Raw genomic sequence first — 17,495 nt, forward strand, 5'->3', positions numbered from 1 at the left:
TTTTCAGAAAGGAGAGGAGCGCCTTCATGGCTGACACCGTCAATCCGCTGGGCCTGAACGGGTTCGAGTTCGTCGAATTCACATCGCCCGATCCCGAAGCCATGGGGCGGCAGTTCGAACAACTGGGTTTCGTGCCGTCGCACCGGCACCCGACCAAGAACATCACCCGGTACAAGCAGGGGCGCATCAACCTGATGCTGAACCGCGACGATGCCGGGCGGGTGGCGGCTTTCCGGGGCGAACATGGGCCGTCGGCGAGCGCCATGGCGTTCCGCGTGGCCGATCCGGAAGCGGCGATGGCCTGGGCGCTGGAGCATGGCGCCAAGCCGACCGAGGAGGACGATACCGTCATCCAGGGGATTGGCGGTTCCTATCTCTATTTCATCAGGGATGGGGAAGATCTGTACGCCGATTGGGCAGAGTTTGCGGGTTGGCGGGAAGCTGAGGCCGCGAACAGCGTCGGCCTGGATCTGCTCGATCATCTGACGCACAATGTCCGGCGCGGGCAGATGCGGGTGTGGAGCCAGTTCTACCGGACGCTCTTCGGGTTCGAGGAGCAGAAATATTTCGACATCAAGGGGCAGGCGACCGGGCTGTTCAGCCAGGCGATGATCGCGCCGGATCGGGCCATCCGCATTCCGCTGAACGAAAGCCAGGACGACAAGAGCCAGATCGAGGAATTCATCCGCCAATATCATGGCGAGGGTATCCAGCATCTGGCGCTGACCACCGCCAATATCTACGAGACGGTGGAGAAATTGCGCGCGCGCGGCGTGCGGTTGCAGGATACGATCGAGACCTATTATGAACTGGTCGACAAGCGCGTGCCGGGGCATGGCGAGGATCTGGAGCGGTTGCGGAAGAACCGCATCCTGATCGACGGGTCGGTGGAGAATGGCGAGGGGATCTTGCTCCAGATCTTCACCGAAAACATGTTCGGGCCGATCTTTTTCGAAATCATCCAGCGCAAGGGGAATGAAGGCTTCGGAAATGGGAATTTCCAGGCGCTGTTCGAAAGCATCGAACTGGACCAGATACGGCGCGGGGTGATTTCGGTGGATGCCTGAGGGACAATCTGGACCATTTTGGAGCGATCTGGGCCGCTTTGGATGGGGTTTTGCGTGATCGGGATCGGGGGAAACCCTGACGGCCATACGCAAAACCGCTTTTGTGACAGCCCAGGACTTTACGCCGTTACGGTTTCTTCTTTCATGCCCTGACAATGGCCCGAAAGCTATGACCTCCTCCAGCTTTTGGGGGTTCGTTCATGCGTCTGGGTTTGAAGGCCAAGCTGACCATCGCCGTCGGGCTGACGGCCGCTTGCGCCTTTCTGGCCATGGGCGTCAGGGAATTGCGGAGCGCTTCCGCCGCCACCGGAGAGGGTCGCACCGCCGCGCCCGCGAAGAAGGATGCGCCAACCGCGCTGCTGGTGCAGGCGGCGCGGGCGATCCGCACCGGGGAGACGATCACCGCCGCCATGATCCGCAACGCGGCGGGCGATCCGGCGCGCTATCCCTATGCGGCGACATCCGCCGAAGTGGTGGGGAAAGTGGCGACGCGGGACATTCCCCTGCGCGCCCTGATCGCCCGCGAAGCGGTGGGGATGGAGAGCAATCTGGCCATTCGCGTGCCCATGGGGATGCGCGCCGTCAGCATCGACACGACGGCGGAGATCGCCGTGGCCGGGCTGGTCCGGCCGGGCGACCGGGTGGACGTGCAGGTCGTCTATCCGGGCGCCGACGCGATCAGCGGGGCGCGGGGGTCCGGGCGCAGCCGGGCGCAGCCCTTGTTGCAGATGGTGCAGGTGCTGGCGGTGGGCGAGGTCGTCGTCGGGGCGCAGCAGGCGTCGGGGGTGGACAGGGCGCTCGCCTCCCCTCCCCCGCCTGCGCGGACGGTGACGCTGGCCTTGACGCCGGAGCAGGTGTCGGCGCTGTCGCTGGCGAAGAATATCGGGGCGTTGACGCTGTCGCTGCGCAATCCGGCGGACAGCGCGCAGGTGGCGGTGGCGGTCGCCGCTTCGGCGGGGGTCGAGCCGGCGGCGGCGGCAAGGGTGGCGGTTCCCGCGCCCGCGCCCCGCGCCGTTCCCCGCCGGACGCCTCATGCCATTGAGCTGGTCGTGGGAGACCGGCGCGAGACCATCTATTCGGGGAGCGGCGGGCGTTGAGGCATTTTGTGACCCTGATCGCGCTTGCCCTGCCCATGACGGCGGCGGCGGAGACGGCGCTGCATGTGAAGCAGCAGCGCACCCTTTCCTACCCCCGCGCCATCGGGCGGGTCGAGGTGGACCGGGAGGGCGTGCTGTCCATCGCCGCGCCGTCCGCCCGGTCGTTGCGGCTGACGGCGATTGGCGAAGGGGAAGCGACCGTCAGCGTCTTTGGCGGCGATGGCGGTTTGATCGCGCGGGAGCCGGTGCGGGTGGCGGCGGATGCGGCTGCAAGCGCGCCGGTCGTCCGGGCGGGCGAGCAGGTGGTGGCGGTCGACGTGCAGTTCGCCGCCGTGTCCACGACGACGCTGAAGGCGCTGGGGTTCAATTTTTCCAAGCTGTCCGGCGACATTCAGGGGGCCATCGTTTCGCCCAGCAGCCTGGGCAGCGCGTCCTTCAATCCCGACGGCCTGTCGCTGGAGGCGAGCGCGCCGATCCAGAACGCCTTCAACCTGTTCCTTTCCGCGCCCAACAGGGGGATCGGGGCGGTGCTGAGCGCGCTGTCGTCCAACGGGCTTTCGCAACTATTGGCGCAGCCGACCCTGCTGGTGCGGTCCGGCGAGCAGGCGAGTTTCCTGGCCGGGGGCGAGTTCCCAGTGCCGGTGCCGCAGGTTTCGGGATCCGGCAATACATTGTCCATCCAGTATAAGGAATTCGGGGTGCGCTTGTCGGTCACGCCCTTCGTGTTGTCGAAGGACCATATCGTGCTGAAGATCGCGCCGGAGGTCAGCGAACTCGACTATAATAATGGCGTGCAGTTGCAGGGCTATGTCGTGCCGGGGCTGCGGCGGCGGTCGGCGGAGACAACGGTCGAACTGGGCAGCGGGCAGAGTTTCGTCATCGCGGGCCTCAGCTATTCCAGCCAGACGGTGACGAAGGAAAAGGCCCCCCTGCTGGGTGACATTCCGGTGCTGGGCGCCTTCTTCAAGCGGCAGCAGAACCAGAAGGAGAAGCAGGAGCTGATCATCGTCGCCACGCCCCGGCTGGTGGGACCGGTGAAGGCGGAGGAGATGCCGCCCCTGCCCGGCGCGGCGACGGCTGGGGTCGACCCCGGCATTGGCGACATGATTTTGGGCACGGACGGGCTGGACCAGTCGAGCGCGCCCCTTGGCGTGGTGAGGCGCTGACATGGCGGCGATATATCTGCTGTCGGTCGACCGGATGCTGGCACGGCGGATCGGCGAGGCCATGAGCGAACGCGCGACTGTCGAACTGGTGCAGTCGATAGAGCGGGAGGCGCTGGCCGGGCCGTGCCTGATCGTCATCGACCGGGCGGCGATCCCGCCGGATCGGGCCTTGTCCGCCGCGATTGCGACCGTGGTGGAGAATGCCGGCGGGCGGGCCGTGGTGCTGGCGACCGGGGAGATGGAGGCGGAGCCGTTGCTGCGCGCCATCCGGGCGGGGGCGGACGATGTCATTCCCCGCGACGGCGAGGGGGCGGAGATCGCCGCCGTGCTGGCGCGGCTGCTGAACGATGCGGTGGGGGACCGGGGCCATCGGGGGCGGTTGACGCTGCTTCTGGGGGCGGACCGGGACGCCTGCGCGATGGTGGCGACCGACATGGCGATTGCGGCGGGACGCGGTTCGACCCTGCTGGTCGATTGCACTTTGCCGACCAGCGCGGCGGCGACCTATCTCGATTTGAGGGTCGATTATGGGCTGGCTTCGGCGGTGGGCGACAGGGACCGGCTGGACGCCAGCCTGCTGGCCAGCGCGGTGGCGCGGCATGGGCCGAGCGGGCTGATGCTGCTGACCTTCGACGGCGGGACCGGGGTGGAGCCGGCGGGGCTGACGCCCGGCGATCTGGCGGCGCTGATCCGGCTGTTGCGCGGCTGTTGCGACCATGTGGTGCTGAATGCCGGGAGCCTGCGCCATGGCGGGTTGCTGCGCGAGGTGGTGGCGGATGCCAACCAGGTGGAGCTGCTTTGCGGCCAGTCGATTCGGGAGATAGAGGCTTGCCGCCGGTTGCTGGACCGGATCGGGGCGGAGCGCGGCCAGGTGGAGGCGATGCGGCTGCTGGTCTGGGATCATCTGCCCGGCGTGCTGCTGGACGGGCGGCGGATGGCGGATGCATTGGGCGTCGGGTCGGTGATGGCGTTGCCGGTGGATCGGGCGCGGATGCGCAACGGGTTGAACGCCGGGCGGCCGCTGGCGGTGGGGCTGCCGGGCGGGGCGGATGATGGCGGCGTCAGCGCGGTGCGCGGGCATTTGCTGGCGGCGCGGGGGCGCTGGGCGGAGGCGGCGGATTTTTATGAACGGGCGGAGCGCGCAAGGCCTGCGGATGCGTTGCTGCGCAATGCATGGGGCTATGCGCTGCTGCGCGCCGGGCGGGCGGAGGCGGCGATAGAGGCGTTGCGCGGGGCAAGCGACCTGGCGCCGCAAAGCGCGGTCATCCGCAACAATCTGCTGCTGGCGCTGATGGTCGGCGGGCGGGGCGCGGAGGCTGAGGCGGGGTTGCGGCGCATCGATGGGACGTTGCGGCGGAAGCTGGCGGCCGAGGCTGTCCGGATCGGAAAGGGAGGCTGATCGATGATGATGCTGTTGGTGATGCTGGCTTCCCCTGCCCCCGCGCCGGTGGAGAGCGAGGCGCGCCGGGTGGTCGAGTGGCAGTTGAAGGCGGCGGCCCGGACTGAGGCTGAATTGTCGGCGGAAGAGGCTGCGCGGATTCGGGGGCTTTATCTGGAGTCCATCGGGCGGCGGGTCGAAAAAGCGCCGGATGCGGGGCGATGAGGGTGTGGAGGCGCCGCCAGTTCCTGCGCAGGGGCAGTCGGGCGAGGATCGGGTCGCTCTGGCGCGATCGGTCGGCGGCTGTGGCGGCGTTGGGGGCGGTGTTGATCGGGGCGGCGGGATTCGCGCTGGATGCCGGGCTTTATTATGTGGGCGAACGCGATTTGCGGGCGGCGACCGACGCCGCCGCGCTGGCCGCCGCCATGAATCCGGCGCAGGCGGCGGCGCGGGCGCGGGACAGCCTCAGCCGCAACGGCTATGACCCGGCTATTCTCCGCTCGGTCGAATGGGGGCGTTATTGCGCCGACGCCGGGTTGAGCGCGGCGCAGCGTTTCGACGCCAGCATGACGCTTTGCCCCGGCAATGGGCGGGTGAATGCGGTGCGCATCCGCACGGGGAAGCCCGCACGGCAGTTTCTGATGCGCGTGCTGGGACCGGCCAATCCGCTGCCCGATCTTTCCGCCGGGGCCACCGCGGCGCGCATCGATGAGGCGGGGGTCGGCATCACGTCCGGCGTGCTGACCGTCACCAACGCCTTGGTGAACGGCGTCAACGACCTGCTGGGCGCTTTGCTGGGCATCACGCTGCGGCTTTCCACCGCCGATGTCGAGGCGTTGATGGCCAGCAATGTCGATGCGGGGCTGTTCTTCGACGCGCTGGCGCAGCGGGTGGGGGAAAGCGGAACCTATGCCGACCTCACCGACCGGACCGTGGGCTTGCGGGATCTGCTCCATGCCGCCGCCAGCGCCGCCGACAATGCATCGACCGCCGCCACGCTGAACCTGGTCGCGGGGCAGGTCGGCAATGGCTATGCCGTGCCGCTGAAGGGGCTGTTTGGCCTGGGCGTATGGAAGAATATGCCGGTGGGCGGCGCGGACGGGAAACCCGCCTTGCGCGCCGGGATCAACGCCTATCAGCTTTTTTCCTTCGCGGTGCAGGCGGGCAATGGCCGGGTCGACCTGTCGAACGCCGTCGGCACCGTCGCGCCGGGCAGCAGCGTGTTGCTGGCGGCCATGGCGACCGGTCCGATGGACAGGCCGCGATTTTCCTTCGGCCCGGCGGGGGAGACCAGCGTCGCGACGTCGGCTGTGCGGCTGCAACTGGATGTCGGCATCAGGAACGTCACATTGCTGGGCGTCCCGCTGGTGTCGGTCAACCTGCCGGTGACGATCGATATCGCGGCGGCGCAGGGCCAGGTGAGCGCCATCGACTGCCCTGATACAGCCGAGCAGGCGCGGGACATGCGCGTCACGGTTCAGGCCAGCAGCGGCCTGGTCAACGCCTATGTGGGCGCCCTGCCAGCCGGTGCGATGACGCGGCCCATGCCCGCTCTGTCCGCCGCCGATGTGCAGCCCGTCCAGATCGTCAACGCCCTGGGCGTCCTGACCGTGGACAGCCGCGCCGTGGCGCAGCCGGTGATGGGCAATAGCGGCGCGCTGGTCTTCGGCCCCGGCGGGCAGGGCATGATCGGCCGTCCGGGATCGCCCGGCACGCCTGCCAGCATCGGCAATGGATCGCAGGTCGGGCCGTTGCTGACGTCGCTGGTCGGCAGCCTTGCCGCGTCGGATGGATTGCAGGTGCAGTTGCTGGGTCTATGCCTTCCGACCGTTTGCGAGACGACCAGGGCGCTCGCCCGGTCGCAACTGCTGAGCAGCGTCGTCAATCCCATCGCCGCGCTGGTCGGCACCACCATCGATCCGCTGGTGACAAATCTGCTCGCGGCGCTGGGCATCCAGCTTGGCCATGCGACCGTCTGGGTCACGGGCGCGCGCTGCGGGGTGCCGGTGCTCGTGTGAAAATCAGGCGGCGGGCGCATCCCCTCCCCGCCCGCCGCCATTCGCCATCCGGAGGGGGTAGAGGAGAATGATCATGAAGAAACTGGGACGGTTGATCGCCAGGCTGAAGCGCGACCAAAGCGGCCTGACCGCCGTGGAATATGCCGTGCTGGGCGCGGTGGTGGTGGCCGCCATCGTCGCGGTGGGCGCCAATTTTCAGACGCAACTGGGCGCGGCCTTCACGGCCATGTTCAACAGCATCCCGCAGGGCTGATACGCCATGCCGGGGCGGGTGCGCCGCCTGGCGGCATGCAACAGGGGGCTGGCGGCGCTGGAATTCGCGCTGCTGGCGCCCGCGCTGCTGATGCTGGTCTTCGCGATCGTGCTCTATTCATTCTATTTCGCCGCGCTGATGGGCGTGCGCCAAGCCGCCGTCGAGGGCGCCCGCGCCGCCGTGGCGGGTCTTTCCGCCGCCGAGCGCGAGGCGCTGGCGCGCAGCCGGGCGCAGGCGGTGATCGACGGCTATGGCACGCTGCTGGCGGCGGGCGGCGGGCCGGTCATCGCCGCCGCGCCCGACGCGACCGGCACATTCCGGGTGCGGGTGAGCTATAATATGAGCGGCAGTCCGATGATGCGCTACGCCGCCTTCGTTCCCATGCCGTCGCCCACGGTCAGCGCCAGCATCATCGTCACCAATGGGAGCTATTGAATGAATGGAGCGTCCTTCATCGGCAGCGCGCTGATGATCCTGCTGTTGTTGCCGGTGCTGGTCCTGCATTGGGAGGGGCGCGCGGTGGCGGATCGGCTGTACGGGCTGATCGCGCTTGGCGGCGTTGGTTTCGCGGCGATTTTGCACGGGGTTGCGGGGATGATGCTGGCGGCGGGGATCGGCCTTGCCTGCCTGTCGCTGCTGTCGTCGGCTGTCGCCGGGATCAGCCTGCTCTGGCGGCTGAGGCTGCTGACGGGCGGGCATATCAAGCTGATCGCGGCGGGCGCGACATGGTTGAGCGCAAGCGGGGCGGTGCTGATGCTGGGGTTGGCGGCGGCGTTGTTCGTGCTGGCCGCCATGATTTTGCGTATACGCAAAACGGCCGATCCCCGGCCCGACATGGCGGGAATCGCCGCCATCGCCCTGCTGTCGGCGCAGCTTATGACATGAGCGGCGTGGCGCGCACCGCGACGATGGTTTCGCGCAGCCGCGCCAGCAATTCGTCCAGATCGGCGTCCTCCGCGATGCTGAGGTCGACCGTCAGGCCGCCGCCGCGGCTGGGTTTGGCGCGGCCGATGCGCGCGCCGCCCGCCATGATCGCGATGTCGCGGGCCTCCTCCTGCGATTGGGGCATGGCGGCTTCGCGCAGCCGGGCCAATACCGTGGCGGGCGGGATCAGGCGGTCGCCTTCGCGGGCGAGCGCCTGCTGCTGCTCCCCGATCAATTGCGCTTCGGCGATCATCCGCCCGCGCTGTCCGGCCTGCCGCAGCAGCGGAGTCAGCAATTCGGAATAGCGCACCCGCAATTCATCCCTGGTGGCGAAGGCGTTGATCACCTCCTCCGGCAATTGCGCCAGGGCGATCAGGCGGCTCAACTGGCTGTTCGACAGGTTCAAGGCTTCGGCCATGCGCGATTGCACGCCGCCATAGAAGCGGTCGACCGCATGCTGGTAACTGCGCGCCCGGTCCAGTTCGCTGATGTCCGCCCGCTCGCGATTTTCGATGTCGGCGAGGCGGAAGGCTTCCTCGTCCGACAGGTCCACCACAAGGGCCGTCAGCCGCAGGTCGGTCCGCCCATTATGGTTGAGCCAGCCCACCGCGAAACGGCGGCGGCTGCCGACCAGAAGCTGATAGGGCCGGTCCGAACCGGGCGGATTGAGGCGCACCAGCACGGGGATGCGGTTGCCGCCTTCGCTGGCGATGGACTCGATCAGCGAGCGGCAGGAGTCGGCGGTCAGGCCCGGCTGGTCGCGGGGATTGCCGTCCCAGACGGAACATTCGTCCGGCTGGATCGCAATCGCCCCGCCCGGTCCCGCATCCCTGCCCGCGAAATGGGCCAGCCGTTGGTCGAGACGGCTGAGTTCATCCCGATCGGCGGGGGCTTTGGCGGCGGGTTCATAGGACAGGGTCGCCAATATGTCGCGGATGAAGCGGGCCATGGATCACTCCCTTTTTGCGTAACATGCGTGCGCAATAGCCCGATCGGCGCGGTTGTGGCGGGGAATCCGGTTCGTTTTGGAGCAATCGATTCTCCGCCTAGAAGCGCCGTCCGATCGTCAGCGTCGCGGCGTGGACGTGGCGGTCGGAACTATATTCGCCCGCATAGCCCAGGCGGACGGTCGTGCGGCTGTTCCACGTCGCGCTGAGGGCGGCGTTCACCAGCCCGGCGTCCCGCGCCAGCCGCGTGGGGCGCAGGGTGAAGATCGGCAGGTCGCGGGTGGCGAAGCGGGCCTCTATCCGGCTGTCGGGTCGGGCGCGCAATTCCCGCTGCCATTGCGCTTCCACCGAGGGGCGCAGGGTCCAGCCGCCTTGCGCGACATTGGCGGAGAGGCGCGCGCCCAGCGCGCCGCGCAGGGATTTGACGCGGAAGGGGGCGACTTGCAGCGCGGCAGGGCCGCCATTTTCGGTGAAGCCGCTGACATCGGCATAGCGATAATGCAGGCCGGCAAAGGGCTGGAGCCGGAACGCGCCTGCGCGCAGCATCGCGCCCGCTTCGCCGGAGGCCGCCCAGCCGTCGCCGTCGACCGGGGCCACCATCCGGCCGGTGAAGCCGGGCCAGCCGATCTGGCGGCGCAGCTTATATTCCGACAGGGTGTAGGATGCCGTCGCGTCGGCGTAGAAGCGGCCGTCGCTATAGCTGAGATAGGGGCCGATCTGGCTGTTGAACTGGCTGATGCGCGGGCGCTGCGCCGGGTCGAGCCGGGCGTCGATGCCGTCGATGCCCAGCGTCGCGCCGACGATCAGTCCGCGCACGGGCTTCACGTCGATGGCGAAGCGGAGCGAGCGGCTGTCGCTCTCCGCTTCGGGGCGGTCGATGCGGCCCTTGTAGGTCGCCTGTTTGACGCCGCCGGTCAGCATCATGGTGATGGTGCGGTCGCCGCTCACCGGAACATCGGCGGGGGCGTCCAGGGCGATACTGCGCCGTTCAGCGAGCCAGGAGCGGATTTCCCGGTCGGCGGCGTCCATCGACTGGATCGACAGGCGAGGCAGCAGGGAATAGCTGCGCGGCGAAAGCTGGCCCAGCGCGTCGGCGCGGGCCGCCGCCATGGGCAGGGCGTCGATGGACGCCAGCATCGCGGCGCGGTCGCTGGAGGGGGCGGTGGGGATCGCGTCCAGCATCGCGCCGACGGCGGCCTCGCCCGGCGTCGCGGCATAGGGGGCGTAGGGACCGGCGAGGGCAGGCTGGGCAGTGAGCAGCAGCAGGGCAGCAGCGCGCTTCATCAGGCGGCGGATCGGGAGAAGACGGTTCGACAAGATGGGATTCCCCTTTGGTGGAATTTTTTTGCGTATGCGCAAGTTTGAGGAGGCAGTGGGTCCACTGCCTCCTCGCCCCCGCCCTACCCCCGGGGGCTATTTGGGGGAGAGCTTCGTCGGCGCGCGGCCCCGCCATGCATGAGGGTCATGGCGGGGCAGCGCTCCAGCGTCAGTTGCCGCCGATCAGCCCGCCGAGCAGGCCGGTCACGGGAGCGGTCGTCTGGCCCGATCCGGTCGCCGGTGCGAGCACGCCGTTCACAGGCCCGTGACGGGGGCAAGGGCGTTGCCGGTCCCCTCCCCCGCGCCCAGCAGGTTGTTGACCACGCCCGTGACCGGCGCGAGCGGCGATCCATTTTCCGCTCCGGGCAATGCGGGCGTCAGGCTGTTGACGGTGTCGAGCAAGGGCGCGGTGACGCTGCCGACCGCGCTGGTGACGGCGGCGACCACGGGCGCGACGGCGCTCGTCACCTGGTTGACGGCGGTTTCGGCCTGAGGCCCCAGCAGGCCGCCTGCCAGATTGCCGACAGGTTGCAGACCGGCCTCCACCCCGGCGGCCGTCGTCGGCACGGTCAGGTCGACCAGATTGCCTTGCGACAGGACGCCGACCGTCGCCAACTGTCCGGTCACCGCGCCGCCGTCCGACGGCAGCAGGTTGACGCCGACCAGCGTGGCCGCCGTGGACGGGCCGGTCAGCGCATTGCCGCCGACATTGGCGCCCACCAGCGGGCCGCCCAGCGCGGCGGAGGGATCGCCGCCGACGCCGCCCAGCACGCCCGTCAGGCCGCCGACCGCATTTTCAACCAGCCCCGTCACGGGGGCGAGCACGCCATTCTCACCGACCAGCGGGTCGGTGACGGGCGACAGCGCGCCATTGACCGTGCCGAGCAATGGCGCGGTGAGCTGACCGACCGTAGAGGTGACCGCCGCCACCGTGGGCGACAGGCCGTCGGTAAGCTGCGTCACCGCCTGCCCCGCCGGAGCGCCGAGCAACGTCCCGGCGAGCGTGCCTACCGGGGCCAGTCCCTGCTGAACCTGCTGGGCGGTAGTCGGCAGGTCGACCTGCGCGACCGTGCCGTCCCCCGTCAGCAGGTCGACCGTCGCCACGCTGCCGGTCGCGGGCGTTTCGCCCGGCAGCAGATTGACGCCGATCAGCGAACCGGGGCCGGTGGGACCGACCAGCGGCTGGTTGCCCACCGATGCCCCGATGATCGACCCGCCGGTCGTGGGGCTGGTGGGGCCACCGGGACCGGTAGGACCGCCAGGACCGGTGGGGCCGGATGGACCTCCTGGACCGGTGGGACCGGCAGGCCCGGTCGGACCGCTCGGACTGGTGGGACCGGTTGGGCCGCCTGGCCCCGAAGGTCCGGTGGGGCCAGTCGGGCCACCCGGACCCGTCGGGCCGGAAGGGCTGGTCGGGCCGCTGGGACCGCTTGGTCCGGAGGGACCGGACGGAGACTGGCCGCCGCCGCCCGCGCCTATGTCGAACCCGACTCCATCGGCGCAGGCGCTGAGCAAAAGAAGAGGTATCGCCGTGGCGCACAGCAGATAGCGCCTTCCCGATCGAACCGGTCCGTGACGTGGCATTGCAAGACTCCCTGTTTCCCTGCGATCAGATCGCAACAGGTGCAAATTAAGCCGGGCAATCCCTATCGCCTCGTCAAGAAGAAACCGGTCTGGTTGAAACATATGGCGGACGGCCAATCCGCCTTGCCGGGGCACGCAACCGGCTGTCCCGGCATGCGCAAAGCCGGTCGGAAGATCCGGAATTGCCCGATGACGCGCCGTTTTCGGGGCTTTTCAGGGGCGTCCTATCTGCAAAATACGGCGCGGGGCAAGCAAATCGCGCCGGTCGTCCATTCCACCGAAACGGTTCATTTTAAGCGGGCATCACCGCCATCTCGGCCCTTCGATCCAGCTCACCAGGCTGCGCCGCACGCCCTTCGTCACGGGCAGGACGCGATGCTGGAGGAAGGAGGGAAAGATCAGCATGCTGCCGCGTGGCGCGAAATTCGCGCCCGGTTGCTGAAGGCCGAAAAATTCGAAGGCGCCGCCCTCATAATCTTCCGGATCGGACAGTTGCACCACCACCGACAATTTCCGGTCATAGGGGCGGGACGATTCCAGCCAGACATCCTGGTGCCAGTCATATTTGCCCTGCGCCCGGCCATGATATTCGGTATATTGCAGGTCATAGGGTCCGGCGATGTCGATGCCGAAATTGGTGCGGTTCGACGAATGGACGAACTGCATCAGCCGGTCGGCTATATCCTTGTCGCGATGGACGTCCAGCCAACTGACGGTGGACGAGCGATAGCCATGATCCGGGCGCGCGCCCTGGGCGAAGCCGACGGTGGCGCTTTGCGGCGCATAGAGCGCGGCGCGCTTGACGATGGCGTCGCATTCGGCCCCGGTCAGCGCCGACGGCCATACCTCCCACACATTGTTCATCGTCTCAAATTCCTGCGCATCTGTTTTTGCGTGTTCGCAAAAGGACGGATCAGAATGTCCGCCCCAGCCCGAAGAAAAAGCGCGCCTTGCGGCCATAGGCCGGGCCGGGGCGCTTGACCGGCACGGCGACTTCGGCGCTGGCCCGCCATTTCGGCCCCAGGCCGATCCGCACCCCTCCCCCCGCCGACGCAAGGCTGTAATCCTGCGCGGCGAGCCTGTAGAAGGGCCGGGCGGTCGTGTGCGCCCATGCGCCGTCGGCGGCGACGAACAGGGCGGTCCCCTTCGGCAAGGGCGATTTCGCGGCCAGCGACCATGTGAGTTCCGCGCTGGCCGCGACCCCTTGCTCCGCCGTCAGCGCGCCGGTGCGGAAGGCCATGCCCGCGCCCCGGCCGCCCAGCGGGAAGCGCTCTGTCACCGGCAGCTGGTCCTTCGAATATTGCCCCTTGATCGAAGTTCTGAGGCTGATTTTGTCGCCGATCCCCTTCACCGCGACGGCCTGAACATTGATCTTGGCGAAGCCGGTTTCGGAAAAGCCGGTAAAGGGCCTGGCGCCCAGCACATTCAAGCCCCGGCTGACCACCGCCGACAGGGCGTAACCATCCTTTGCGTCGGCGCGCGACCAGGATGCGCCCAGGCGCAGCGCCCTGGACCGGTAATCGCCGAAGCGGATGTCCAGGAAATAATTGTCGCTGTCGATGCCGTCGACCGCCGCCGTGACCGACATGTTGGTTCTGGCGGACCGCAGGACCGGATAGCTGAGCGCAATCCCGGCCAGCGTCGCCTCCCCTTCCGTCCTGCTGTCCCGCGAGCGGCTCTGCACATGGGCGGCCTGCGCGCTCAGGGTCAGGCCGTCGCTGCCGATGGGCGTGCCGTGGCTGAGCGCATAATATTGATAGCGGTCGGGATAGAAGGGTAGATAGCCGGATATCCGCGTGCTGTCCCCTTCCCGCGCCAGGCCGTTGACCGTGACCGACATCTGCGCCTGTACGCCGTCCACGACATTGCTGACGCCGCTATTGTCGATGGTAAGGCCGATCTGCACCTGCTTGCGCTTGACGATCAGGTCGATCCGCAGGTCGCCGGGCGCCCCCGATTGCGCCATCCGGGCGTCCACCGTCTGCCCCGGAATGTCGCGCAGCAGGGACAGGGTCCGTTCCAGCGTGCTCTTGCGCAGCGGCGCATCGCGCATCAGGCGGCGCATATGCGCGGCGATCAGGCCCGTCGGCATGCTGGGCGACATGCCCGCCAGGCGATAATCCCTCACCCGTCCCTCGACCAGCCGCACGGTCAGGACGCCGCCAGACGCCGCCTGCGGAGGGATGGACACGGAATAGTAGGCGATGTCGCTGCCCGCATAGACAGCGGCGATCGCATTTGCGACGGCTTGCAGCGTCTCGCCGGTCAGGGGGCGGCCGATCTGGGATGCGGTGGCGGCGTCCAGCCGCGCGGCGGACAGCGTCGTCCCGTCATAATGCAGCCGCGTCAGCAGAAGCCGAGTGGCGGACACCGGCGCGGGCGCGACCTGGACCAAGGGCGCGGGGCGGGCGGGCGCGGCGGACGGGGCCGAGATCCGCGGCTCCAGCCGGTCGGTGCGGTCGCGGTCGATGATCGGCTGGTTCGACACGCCTTCCTGCGCGCCCGCCGGAACCGCCAGCATCAGACCAAGGCCGATGAAGACTCCCCATGCGGCGCGTCCGCACCGCGCCGCCCCCGCCTTGCACTTCTTCCACATCGTCCCACGCCACCCTGAGGCGCCAAAAGGGCCGCCCCGGTGGACAGGATGGGAGAAAATGGCGCGGCCTTCATCCGCAACCGGGACCGGATCGGTTCTATCGGCAAGCTTTCGTAAAGTTCGGCCCGGACGAAAGCGGGCTGTTACCGGTCGCCGGGCGAGAGAGCTTGCGCAGGCCGTCCCGACAATTGCGACCGTTTTGGCGAGACCCGCTCGACGCCCTTCAGCCGCCGTTTCGCAGAGGCCAAAACCCCCTCCTCCTCTTACCGGATCATGGAGTCGCGACAGGGCGGGAAAGCCGCCGGACGAAGGGGAAGCAGGCGCGATTTGGCCCCAAAAAGCCGTAATGACGCGATTTTAACGCTGATTTTCGCCGATAACCGGTCGCAAAGGGACTAGTTGAGCGCGAAGAGACAGGTTAAGACCATCCGTCCACGAAAGGGAGATCATCATGAATAATACCGAACTCGCCGAAGCACTGGCAGCCGATCATGGCCTGACCAAGGCCGATGCGCGCAAATATGTCGACGGCGTCTTCTCCGCGATCGCCGGCGCCGCCGCGAAGGGCGATGAGGTTTCGCTGAACGGATTCGGCAAGTTCAAGGTCAAGGATCAGCCCGCTCGCGAAGGCCGCAACCCTTCGACCGGCGCCGTGATCCAGATCGCCGCTTCGAAGAAACTGACCTTCACCCCGGCGAAGGCCGTGAAGGACCAGTTGAACGGTTGAACCGACCTTTAGGAAGATCGCGGCCGAAAGATCGGAACGGTCCATCCGAACGACCGGACGAGATCATATTCCCGAACGAATGGCGCGCTCCTGTTTCATCAGGGGCGCGCCATCGTCTTTGCGGCGGGACGGAGGCCTGCCTCCTTTCCGCCCGGCAGGAATAGATTTCACGCCATCGGAATATTGGCGAGGTGCGCGCAAACACTGTCCCGCGACGGACGAATATAGATTGGCAAGGCAATTTCCTTCCACGCAAGCTGTCATGCGCTCGGCCCGAAACTGTCCGCTGCCGGCGCAAAGCCGGACGCCGGCCGGGAGCGGAATTGGCGCGCATCATCTGTACCATCCCGGAACATTGTGATGGTTTATTCCGTGCAAAAGCAGTCGGTCGACGCAGTTCAATTGTTTCGGATTTACATTTCACGCAAAACCGCGCAAAAGACTGTCTCTATTGATCAGAAAATGGGAAGCGGGGCCAATGTCTGAAAACAACCAGCCTGATATCACGACGCTCACTGTTCAACTGGTGAGCGCCTTCGTATCCAACAATAATGTTGCAAGCGAAAGTCTTGCCGATCTCATTCGTACCACGCGCCTGGCCTTGACTGATGATCTGGCGGCTAAGCCCGCCGAGGCGGCGGCGCCGACTTACACGCCCGCCGTGTCCGTCCGCAAAAGCCTGTCTTCCCCCGAACATATATTGAGCATGATCGACGGCAAGCCGTACAAGACATTGAAGCGCCATCTCGCCAGCCATGGCCTGACGCCCAATGATTATCGCGAACGTTATGGCCTGCCGAAATCCTATCCGCTGGTCGCGCCCAACTATTCGGAAGCGCGGCGCGCAGTCGCCACGAAACTGGGTCTGGGCCGCAAGCCGGTGGTGAGCGCCAAGAAGGCGCCCGAAACGGCCGCAACTCCAGCCGCGCCAAAGCCCGCCGTCGCGAAGACTGCTCCTGCCAAGCCCGCCGCGGCGAAGGCACCCGTCGTCAAGGCGCCGGCAGCCAAGCCGGCCGAGGGGAAGGCCCCCGCACCGAAAGCCGCAGAGGGCAAGAAGCCCGTCGAGGCCAAGGCGCCCGCTCCCAAAGCTCCGCCGACAAAAGCGGCGGCTTCGCGCAAGCGGCTGTCCATCGCCACGCCGGCAGCACCGAAGAAAGACGCGGCTGGCGCCAAGCCTACCGACAAGGCAACCGCCAAGCCCGCCAAGAAAAAGCAGGCCGCCAAGGCGCCCGCGCCCGAAACAGCCTGATCGTCCGGCTTATCCGCGCCACCTGATCGAGATCGTCCCGACCGTATAGCCGGTCGGGGCTTTTCCCTGTTTTGGGATAAAGGCGGCGCAATATTGGGTTCAGCGCATCCGGCTTTCATTTTTCATCTCGGATCGGCATTTTGTCGAAACGGGTTGTTGTCGGCTAGGGGTTGTGGGGATTTAGGATTGAACGAACTCGCTGACGCTCGACTGGTGCCTGGGGGCTGGCGAGAATGACCCCCTGGTGGGAGGATTTGGTTGCTGAAGACCAACCCCTCACCAGGAGTTCATCCCATGACAGACGTCACAGTAACGGTCAGCCCGCTGCGCCGTCGTATGATCGACGACATGAGCTTGCGCAACCTGTCCCCCGCCACGCAACGCTCCTATCTGCACGCGGTGACGAAGTTCAGTCGCTATTTCGGGCGATCACCGGATCGGCTGGGGCCTGAAGATGTCCGCGCATTTCAGGTCTATCTGGTGTCGCAGGGCATTTCCTGGGGCTCTTTGAACCAGATCGTATGCGCGCTTCGCTTTTTCTACGGCGTCACGCTGGATCGGGCGGAGATCCCGGAGCGGATCGTCTATGCGCGCATGCCGCGCAAGCTGCCAACGATCCTGAGCGCCGACGAGGTCGTGCGCTTCCTGGAGGCGGTGCCATCATTGAAGGCGCGCGCCGCACTGACCACCGCCTATGCCGCAGGATTGCGCGCCTCTGAAGCTGCAAGTCTGAAGGTTACGGACATCGACAGCGACCGGATGGTGATCCAGGTTCGCCACGGCAAGGGCGCCAAGGATCGTACGGTCATGCTCTCGGCGCAGTTGCTTGGGATCCTGCGGACTTATTGGCGGCTCGCCCACCCGCAGGATTTTCTGTTCCCCGGACGCAGCGCCGATACGCCGATCACCACGACCTGTCTTCACGCCGCCTGCCGGTCAGCCACCAAGGCGGCAGGATTGACCAAGCGGGTCAGCGTTCACACGCTGCGGCATAGTTTCGCGACGCACCTGCTCGAGAACGGGGTCGATATCCGGATCATCCAGGTTTTGCTCGGGCACAGCCAGCTATCGACGACGGCGCGCTACACCCATGTCGCGACGACCACGATCGCCACGACTCAAAGCCCGCTCGACCGTCTCAGCCTGGACGTGGTGCCGCCCAGCTGAGGCCG

The 17,495-nt window shown here is 67.3% G+C and carries 17 protein-coding genes; 12 read left to right on the top strand and 5 right to left on the bottom strand.

The features are described 5' to 3' along the window. Window positions 1-26: 26 nt before the first annotated feature. The 9 genes from hppD (at window position 27) to NUH86_RS21015 (ending at window position 7,864) form a co-directional block, all read left to right on the top strand. Window positions 27-1,067, top strand: coding sequence for a 4-hydroxyphenylpyruvate dioxygenase (gene hppD, locus NUH86_RS20975; RefSeq protein ID WP_267252420.1), 1,041 nt, complete (start codon window positions 27-29; stop codon window positions 1,065-1,067). A 200-nt stretch (window positions 1,068-1,267) separates the two neighbouring features. Then, window positions 1,268-2,164, top strand: coding sequence for a Flp pilus assembly protein CpaB (cpaB, locus tag NUH86_RS20980; RefSeq protein WP_267252421.1), 897 nt, complete (start codon window positions 1,268-1,270; stop codon window positions 2,162-2,164). Between the two features lie 8 nt (window positions 2,165-2,172). After that, the gene (locus NUH86_RS20985) at window positions 2,173-3,330 is read left to right on the top strand and encodes a type II and III secretion system protein family protein (protein ID WP_267252422.1); all 1,158 of its coding nucleotides are present in this window, start codon (window positions 2,173-2,175) and stop codon (window positions 3,328-3,330) included. 1 nt (window position 3,331) lies between these two features. After that, entirely contained in the window at window positions 3,332-4,729 is a 1,398-nt protein-coding gene (locus tag NUH86_RS20990) for an AAA family ATPase (protein ID WP_267252423.1), read from the top strand. Window positions 4,730-4,732: 3 nt separating this feature from the next. Continuing rightward, complete coding sequence (locus tag NUH86_RS20995) at window positions 4,733-4,933, top strand: hypothetical protein (protein WP_267252424.1); 201 nt, start codon at window positions 4,733-4,735, stop codon at window positions 4,931-4,933. Then, window positions 4,930-6,726 (top strand): TadG family pilus assembly protein, encoded by a 1,797-nt coding sequence (locus NUH86_RS21000; RefSeq protein ID WP_267252425.1) that lies wholly within the window; start codon window positions 4,930-4,932, stop codon window positions 6,724-6,726. Before NUH86_RS20995 ends, NUH86_RS21000 begins: the two co-directional genes overlap by 4 nt. A gap of 73 nt (window positions 6,727-6,799) precedes the next feature. After that, window positions 6,800-6,979, top strand: coding sequence for a Flp family type IVb pilin (locus NUH86_RS21005; RefSeq protein ID WP_267252426.1), 180 nt, complete (start codon window positions 6,800-6,802; stop codon window positions 6,977-6,979). A gap of 6 nt (window positions 6,980-6,985) precedes the next feature. Further along, window positions 6,986-7,414, top strand: a complete 429-nt coding sequence (locus NUH86_RS21010; protein WP_267252427.1) for a TadE/TadG family type IV pilus assembly protein — start codon at window positions 6,986-6,988, stop codon at window positions 7,412-7,414. Next, a complete protein-coding gene (locus NUH86_RS21015; RefSeq protein WP_267252428.1) occupies window positions 7,415-7,864 on the top strand; it encodes a hypothetical protein in 450 nt (149 codons plus the stop codon). It begins immediately after the preceding gene. Here the strand turns inward: NUH86_RS21015 and NUH86_RS21020 are convergent. The 5 genes from NUH86_RS21020 to NUH86_RS21040 all read right to left on the bottom strand — a co-directional run bounded on the left by NUH86_RS21020 (window position 7,854) and on the right by NUH86_RS21040 (window position 14,347). Next, window positions 7,854-8,852, bottom strand: a complete 999-nt coding sequence (locus NUH86_RS21020) for a ParB/RepB/Spo0J family partition protein (RefSeq protein ID WP_267252429.1) — start codon at window positions 8,850-8,852, stop codon at window positions 7,854-7,856. The genes NUH86_RS21015 and NUH86_RS21020 overlap by 11 nt on opposite strands. Before the next feature lie 97 nt (window positions 8,853-8,949). Next, a complete protein-coding gene (locus tag NUH86_RS21025; RefSeq protein ID WP_267252430.1) occupies window positions 8,950-10,167 on the bottom strand; it encodes an autotransporter outer membrane beta-barrel domain-containing protein in 1,218 nt (405 codons plus the stop codon). 255 nt (window positions 10,168-10,422) lie between these two features. Then, on the bottom strand, window positions 10,423-11,751 hold the full coding sequence (locus NUH86_RS21030; protein WP_267252431.1) for a hypothetical protein: 1,329 nt from the start codon (window positions 11,749-11,751) through the stop codon (window positions 10,423-10,425). A 303-nt stretch (window positions 11,752-12,054) separates the two neighbouring features. Further along, the gene (locus NUH86_RS21035; protein WP_267252432.1) at window positions 12,055-12,615 is read right to left on the bottom strand and encodes a 2OG-Fe(II) oxygenase; all 561 of its coding nucleotides are present in this window, start codon (window positions 12,613-12,615) and stop codon (window positions 12,055-12,057) included. A gap of 49 nt (window positions 12,616-12,664) precedes the next feature. Then, a complete protein-coding gene (locus NUH86_RS21040) occupies window positions 12,665-14,347 on the bottom strand; it encodes a ShlB/FhaC/HecB family hemolysin secretion/activation protein (RefSeq protein ID WP_267252433.1) in 1,683 nt (560 codons plus the stop codon). A 451-nt stretch (window positions 14,348-14,798) separates the two neighbouring features. Between NUH86_RS21040 and NUH86_RS21045 the strand changes: the two genes are divergently transcribed. The 3 genes from NUH86_RS21045 to NUH86_RS21055 all read left to right on the top strand — a co-directional run bounded on the left by NUH86_RS21045 (window position 14,799) and on the right by NUH86_RS21055 (window position 17,490). Next, a complete protein-coding gene (locus NUH86_RS21045) occupies window positions 14,799-15,074 on the top strand; it encodes an HU family DNA-binding protein (protein ID WP_267252434.1) in 276 nt (91 codons plus the stop codon). Between the two features lie 478 nt (window positions 15,075-15,552). Continuing rightward, window positions 15,553-16,323, top strand: a complete 771-nt coding sequence (locus NUH86_RS21050) for a MucR family transcriptional regulator (RefSeq protein WP_267252435.1) — start codon at window positions 15,553-15,555, stop codon at window positions 16,321-16,323. A 294-nt stretch (window positions 16,324-16,617) separates the two neighbouring features. Next, window positions 16,618-17,490, top strand: a complete 873-nt coding sequence (locus NUH86_RS21055) for a tyrosine-type recombinase/integrase (RefSeq protein ID WP_267252293.1) — start codon at window positions 16,618-16,620, stop codon at window positions 17,488-17,490. The last annotated feature ends 5 nt before the right edge of the window (window positions 17,491-17,495 follow it).

Source organism: Sphingobium sp. JS3065 (genome assembly GCF_026427355.1).
Lineage (GTDB): Bacteria > Pseudomonadota > Alphaproteobacteria > Sphingomonadales > Sphingomonadaceae > Sphingobium.

Bases quoted from the DNA above. Each gene is read 5' to 3' on its own strand.
- NUH86_RS21050 (WP_267252435.1), top strand. From the start codon at position 15,553: ATGTCTGAAAACAACCAGCCTGATATCACGACGCTCACTGTTCAACTG.
- NUH86_RS21040 (WP_267252433.1), bottom strand. From the start codon at position 14,347: ATGTGGAAGAAGTGCAAGGCGGGGGCGGCGCGGTGCGGACGCGCCGCA.
- NUH86_RS20995 (WP_267252424.1), top strand. From the start codon at position 4,733: ATGATGATGCTGTTGGTGATGCTGGCTTCCCCTGCCCCCGCGCCGGTG.
- NUH86_RS21055 (WP_267252293.1), top strand. From the start codon at position 16,618: ATGACAGACGTCACAGTAACGGTCAGCCCGCTGCGCCGTCGTATGATC.
- NUH86_RS21005 (WP_267252426.1), top strand. From the start codon at position 6,800: ATGAAGAAACTGGGACGGTTGATCGCCAGGCTGAAGCGCGACCAAAGC.
- NUH86_RS21000 (WP_267252425.1), top strand. From the start codon at position 4,930: ATGAGGGTGTGGAGGCGCCGCCAGTTCCTGCGCAGGGGCAGTCGGGCG.
- hppD (WP_267252420.1), top strand. From the start codon at position 27: ATGGCTGACACCGTCAATCCGCTGGGCCTGAACGGGTTCGAGTTCGTC.
- NUH86_RS21030 (WP_267252431.1), bottom strand. From the start codon at position 11,751: ATGCCACGTCACGGACCGGTTCGATCGGGAAGGCGCTATCTGCTGTGC.
- NUH86_RS20990 (WP_267252423.1), top strand. From the start codon at position 3,332: ATGGCGGCGATATATCTGCTGTCGGTCGACCGGATGCTGGCACGGCGG.
- NUH86_RS21010 (WP_267252427.1), top strand. From the start codon at position 6,986: ATGCCGGGGCGGGTGCGCCGCCTGGCGGCATGCAACAGGGGGCTGGCG.
- NUH86_RS21045 (WP_267252434.1), top strand. From the start codon at position 14,799: ATGAATAATACCGAACTCGCCGAAGCACTGGCAGCCGATCATGGCCTG.
- NUH86_RS21020 (WP_267252429.1), bottom strand. From the start codon at position 8,852: ATGGCCCGCTTCATCCGCGACATATTGGCGACCCTGTCCTATGAACCC.
- NUH86_RS21015 (WP_267252428.1), top strand. From the start codon at position 7,415: ATGAATGGAGCGTCCTTCATCGGCAGCGCGCTGATGATCCTGCTGTTG.
- NUH86_RS21035 (WP_267252432.1), bottom strand. From the start codon at position 12,615: ATGAACAATGTGTGGGAGGTATGGCCGTCGGCGCTGACCGGGGCCGAA.
- cpaB (WP_267252421.1), top strand. From the start codon at position 1,268: ATGCGTCTGGGTTTGAAGGCCAAGCTGACCATCGCCGTCGGGCTGACG.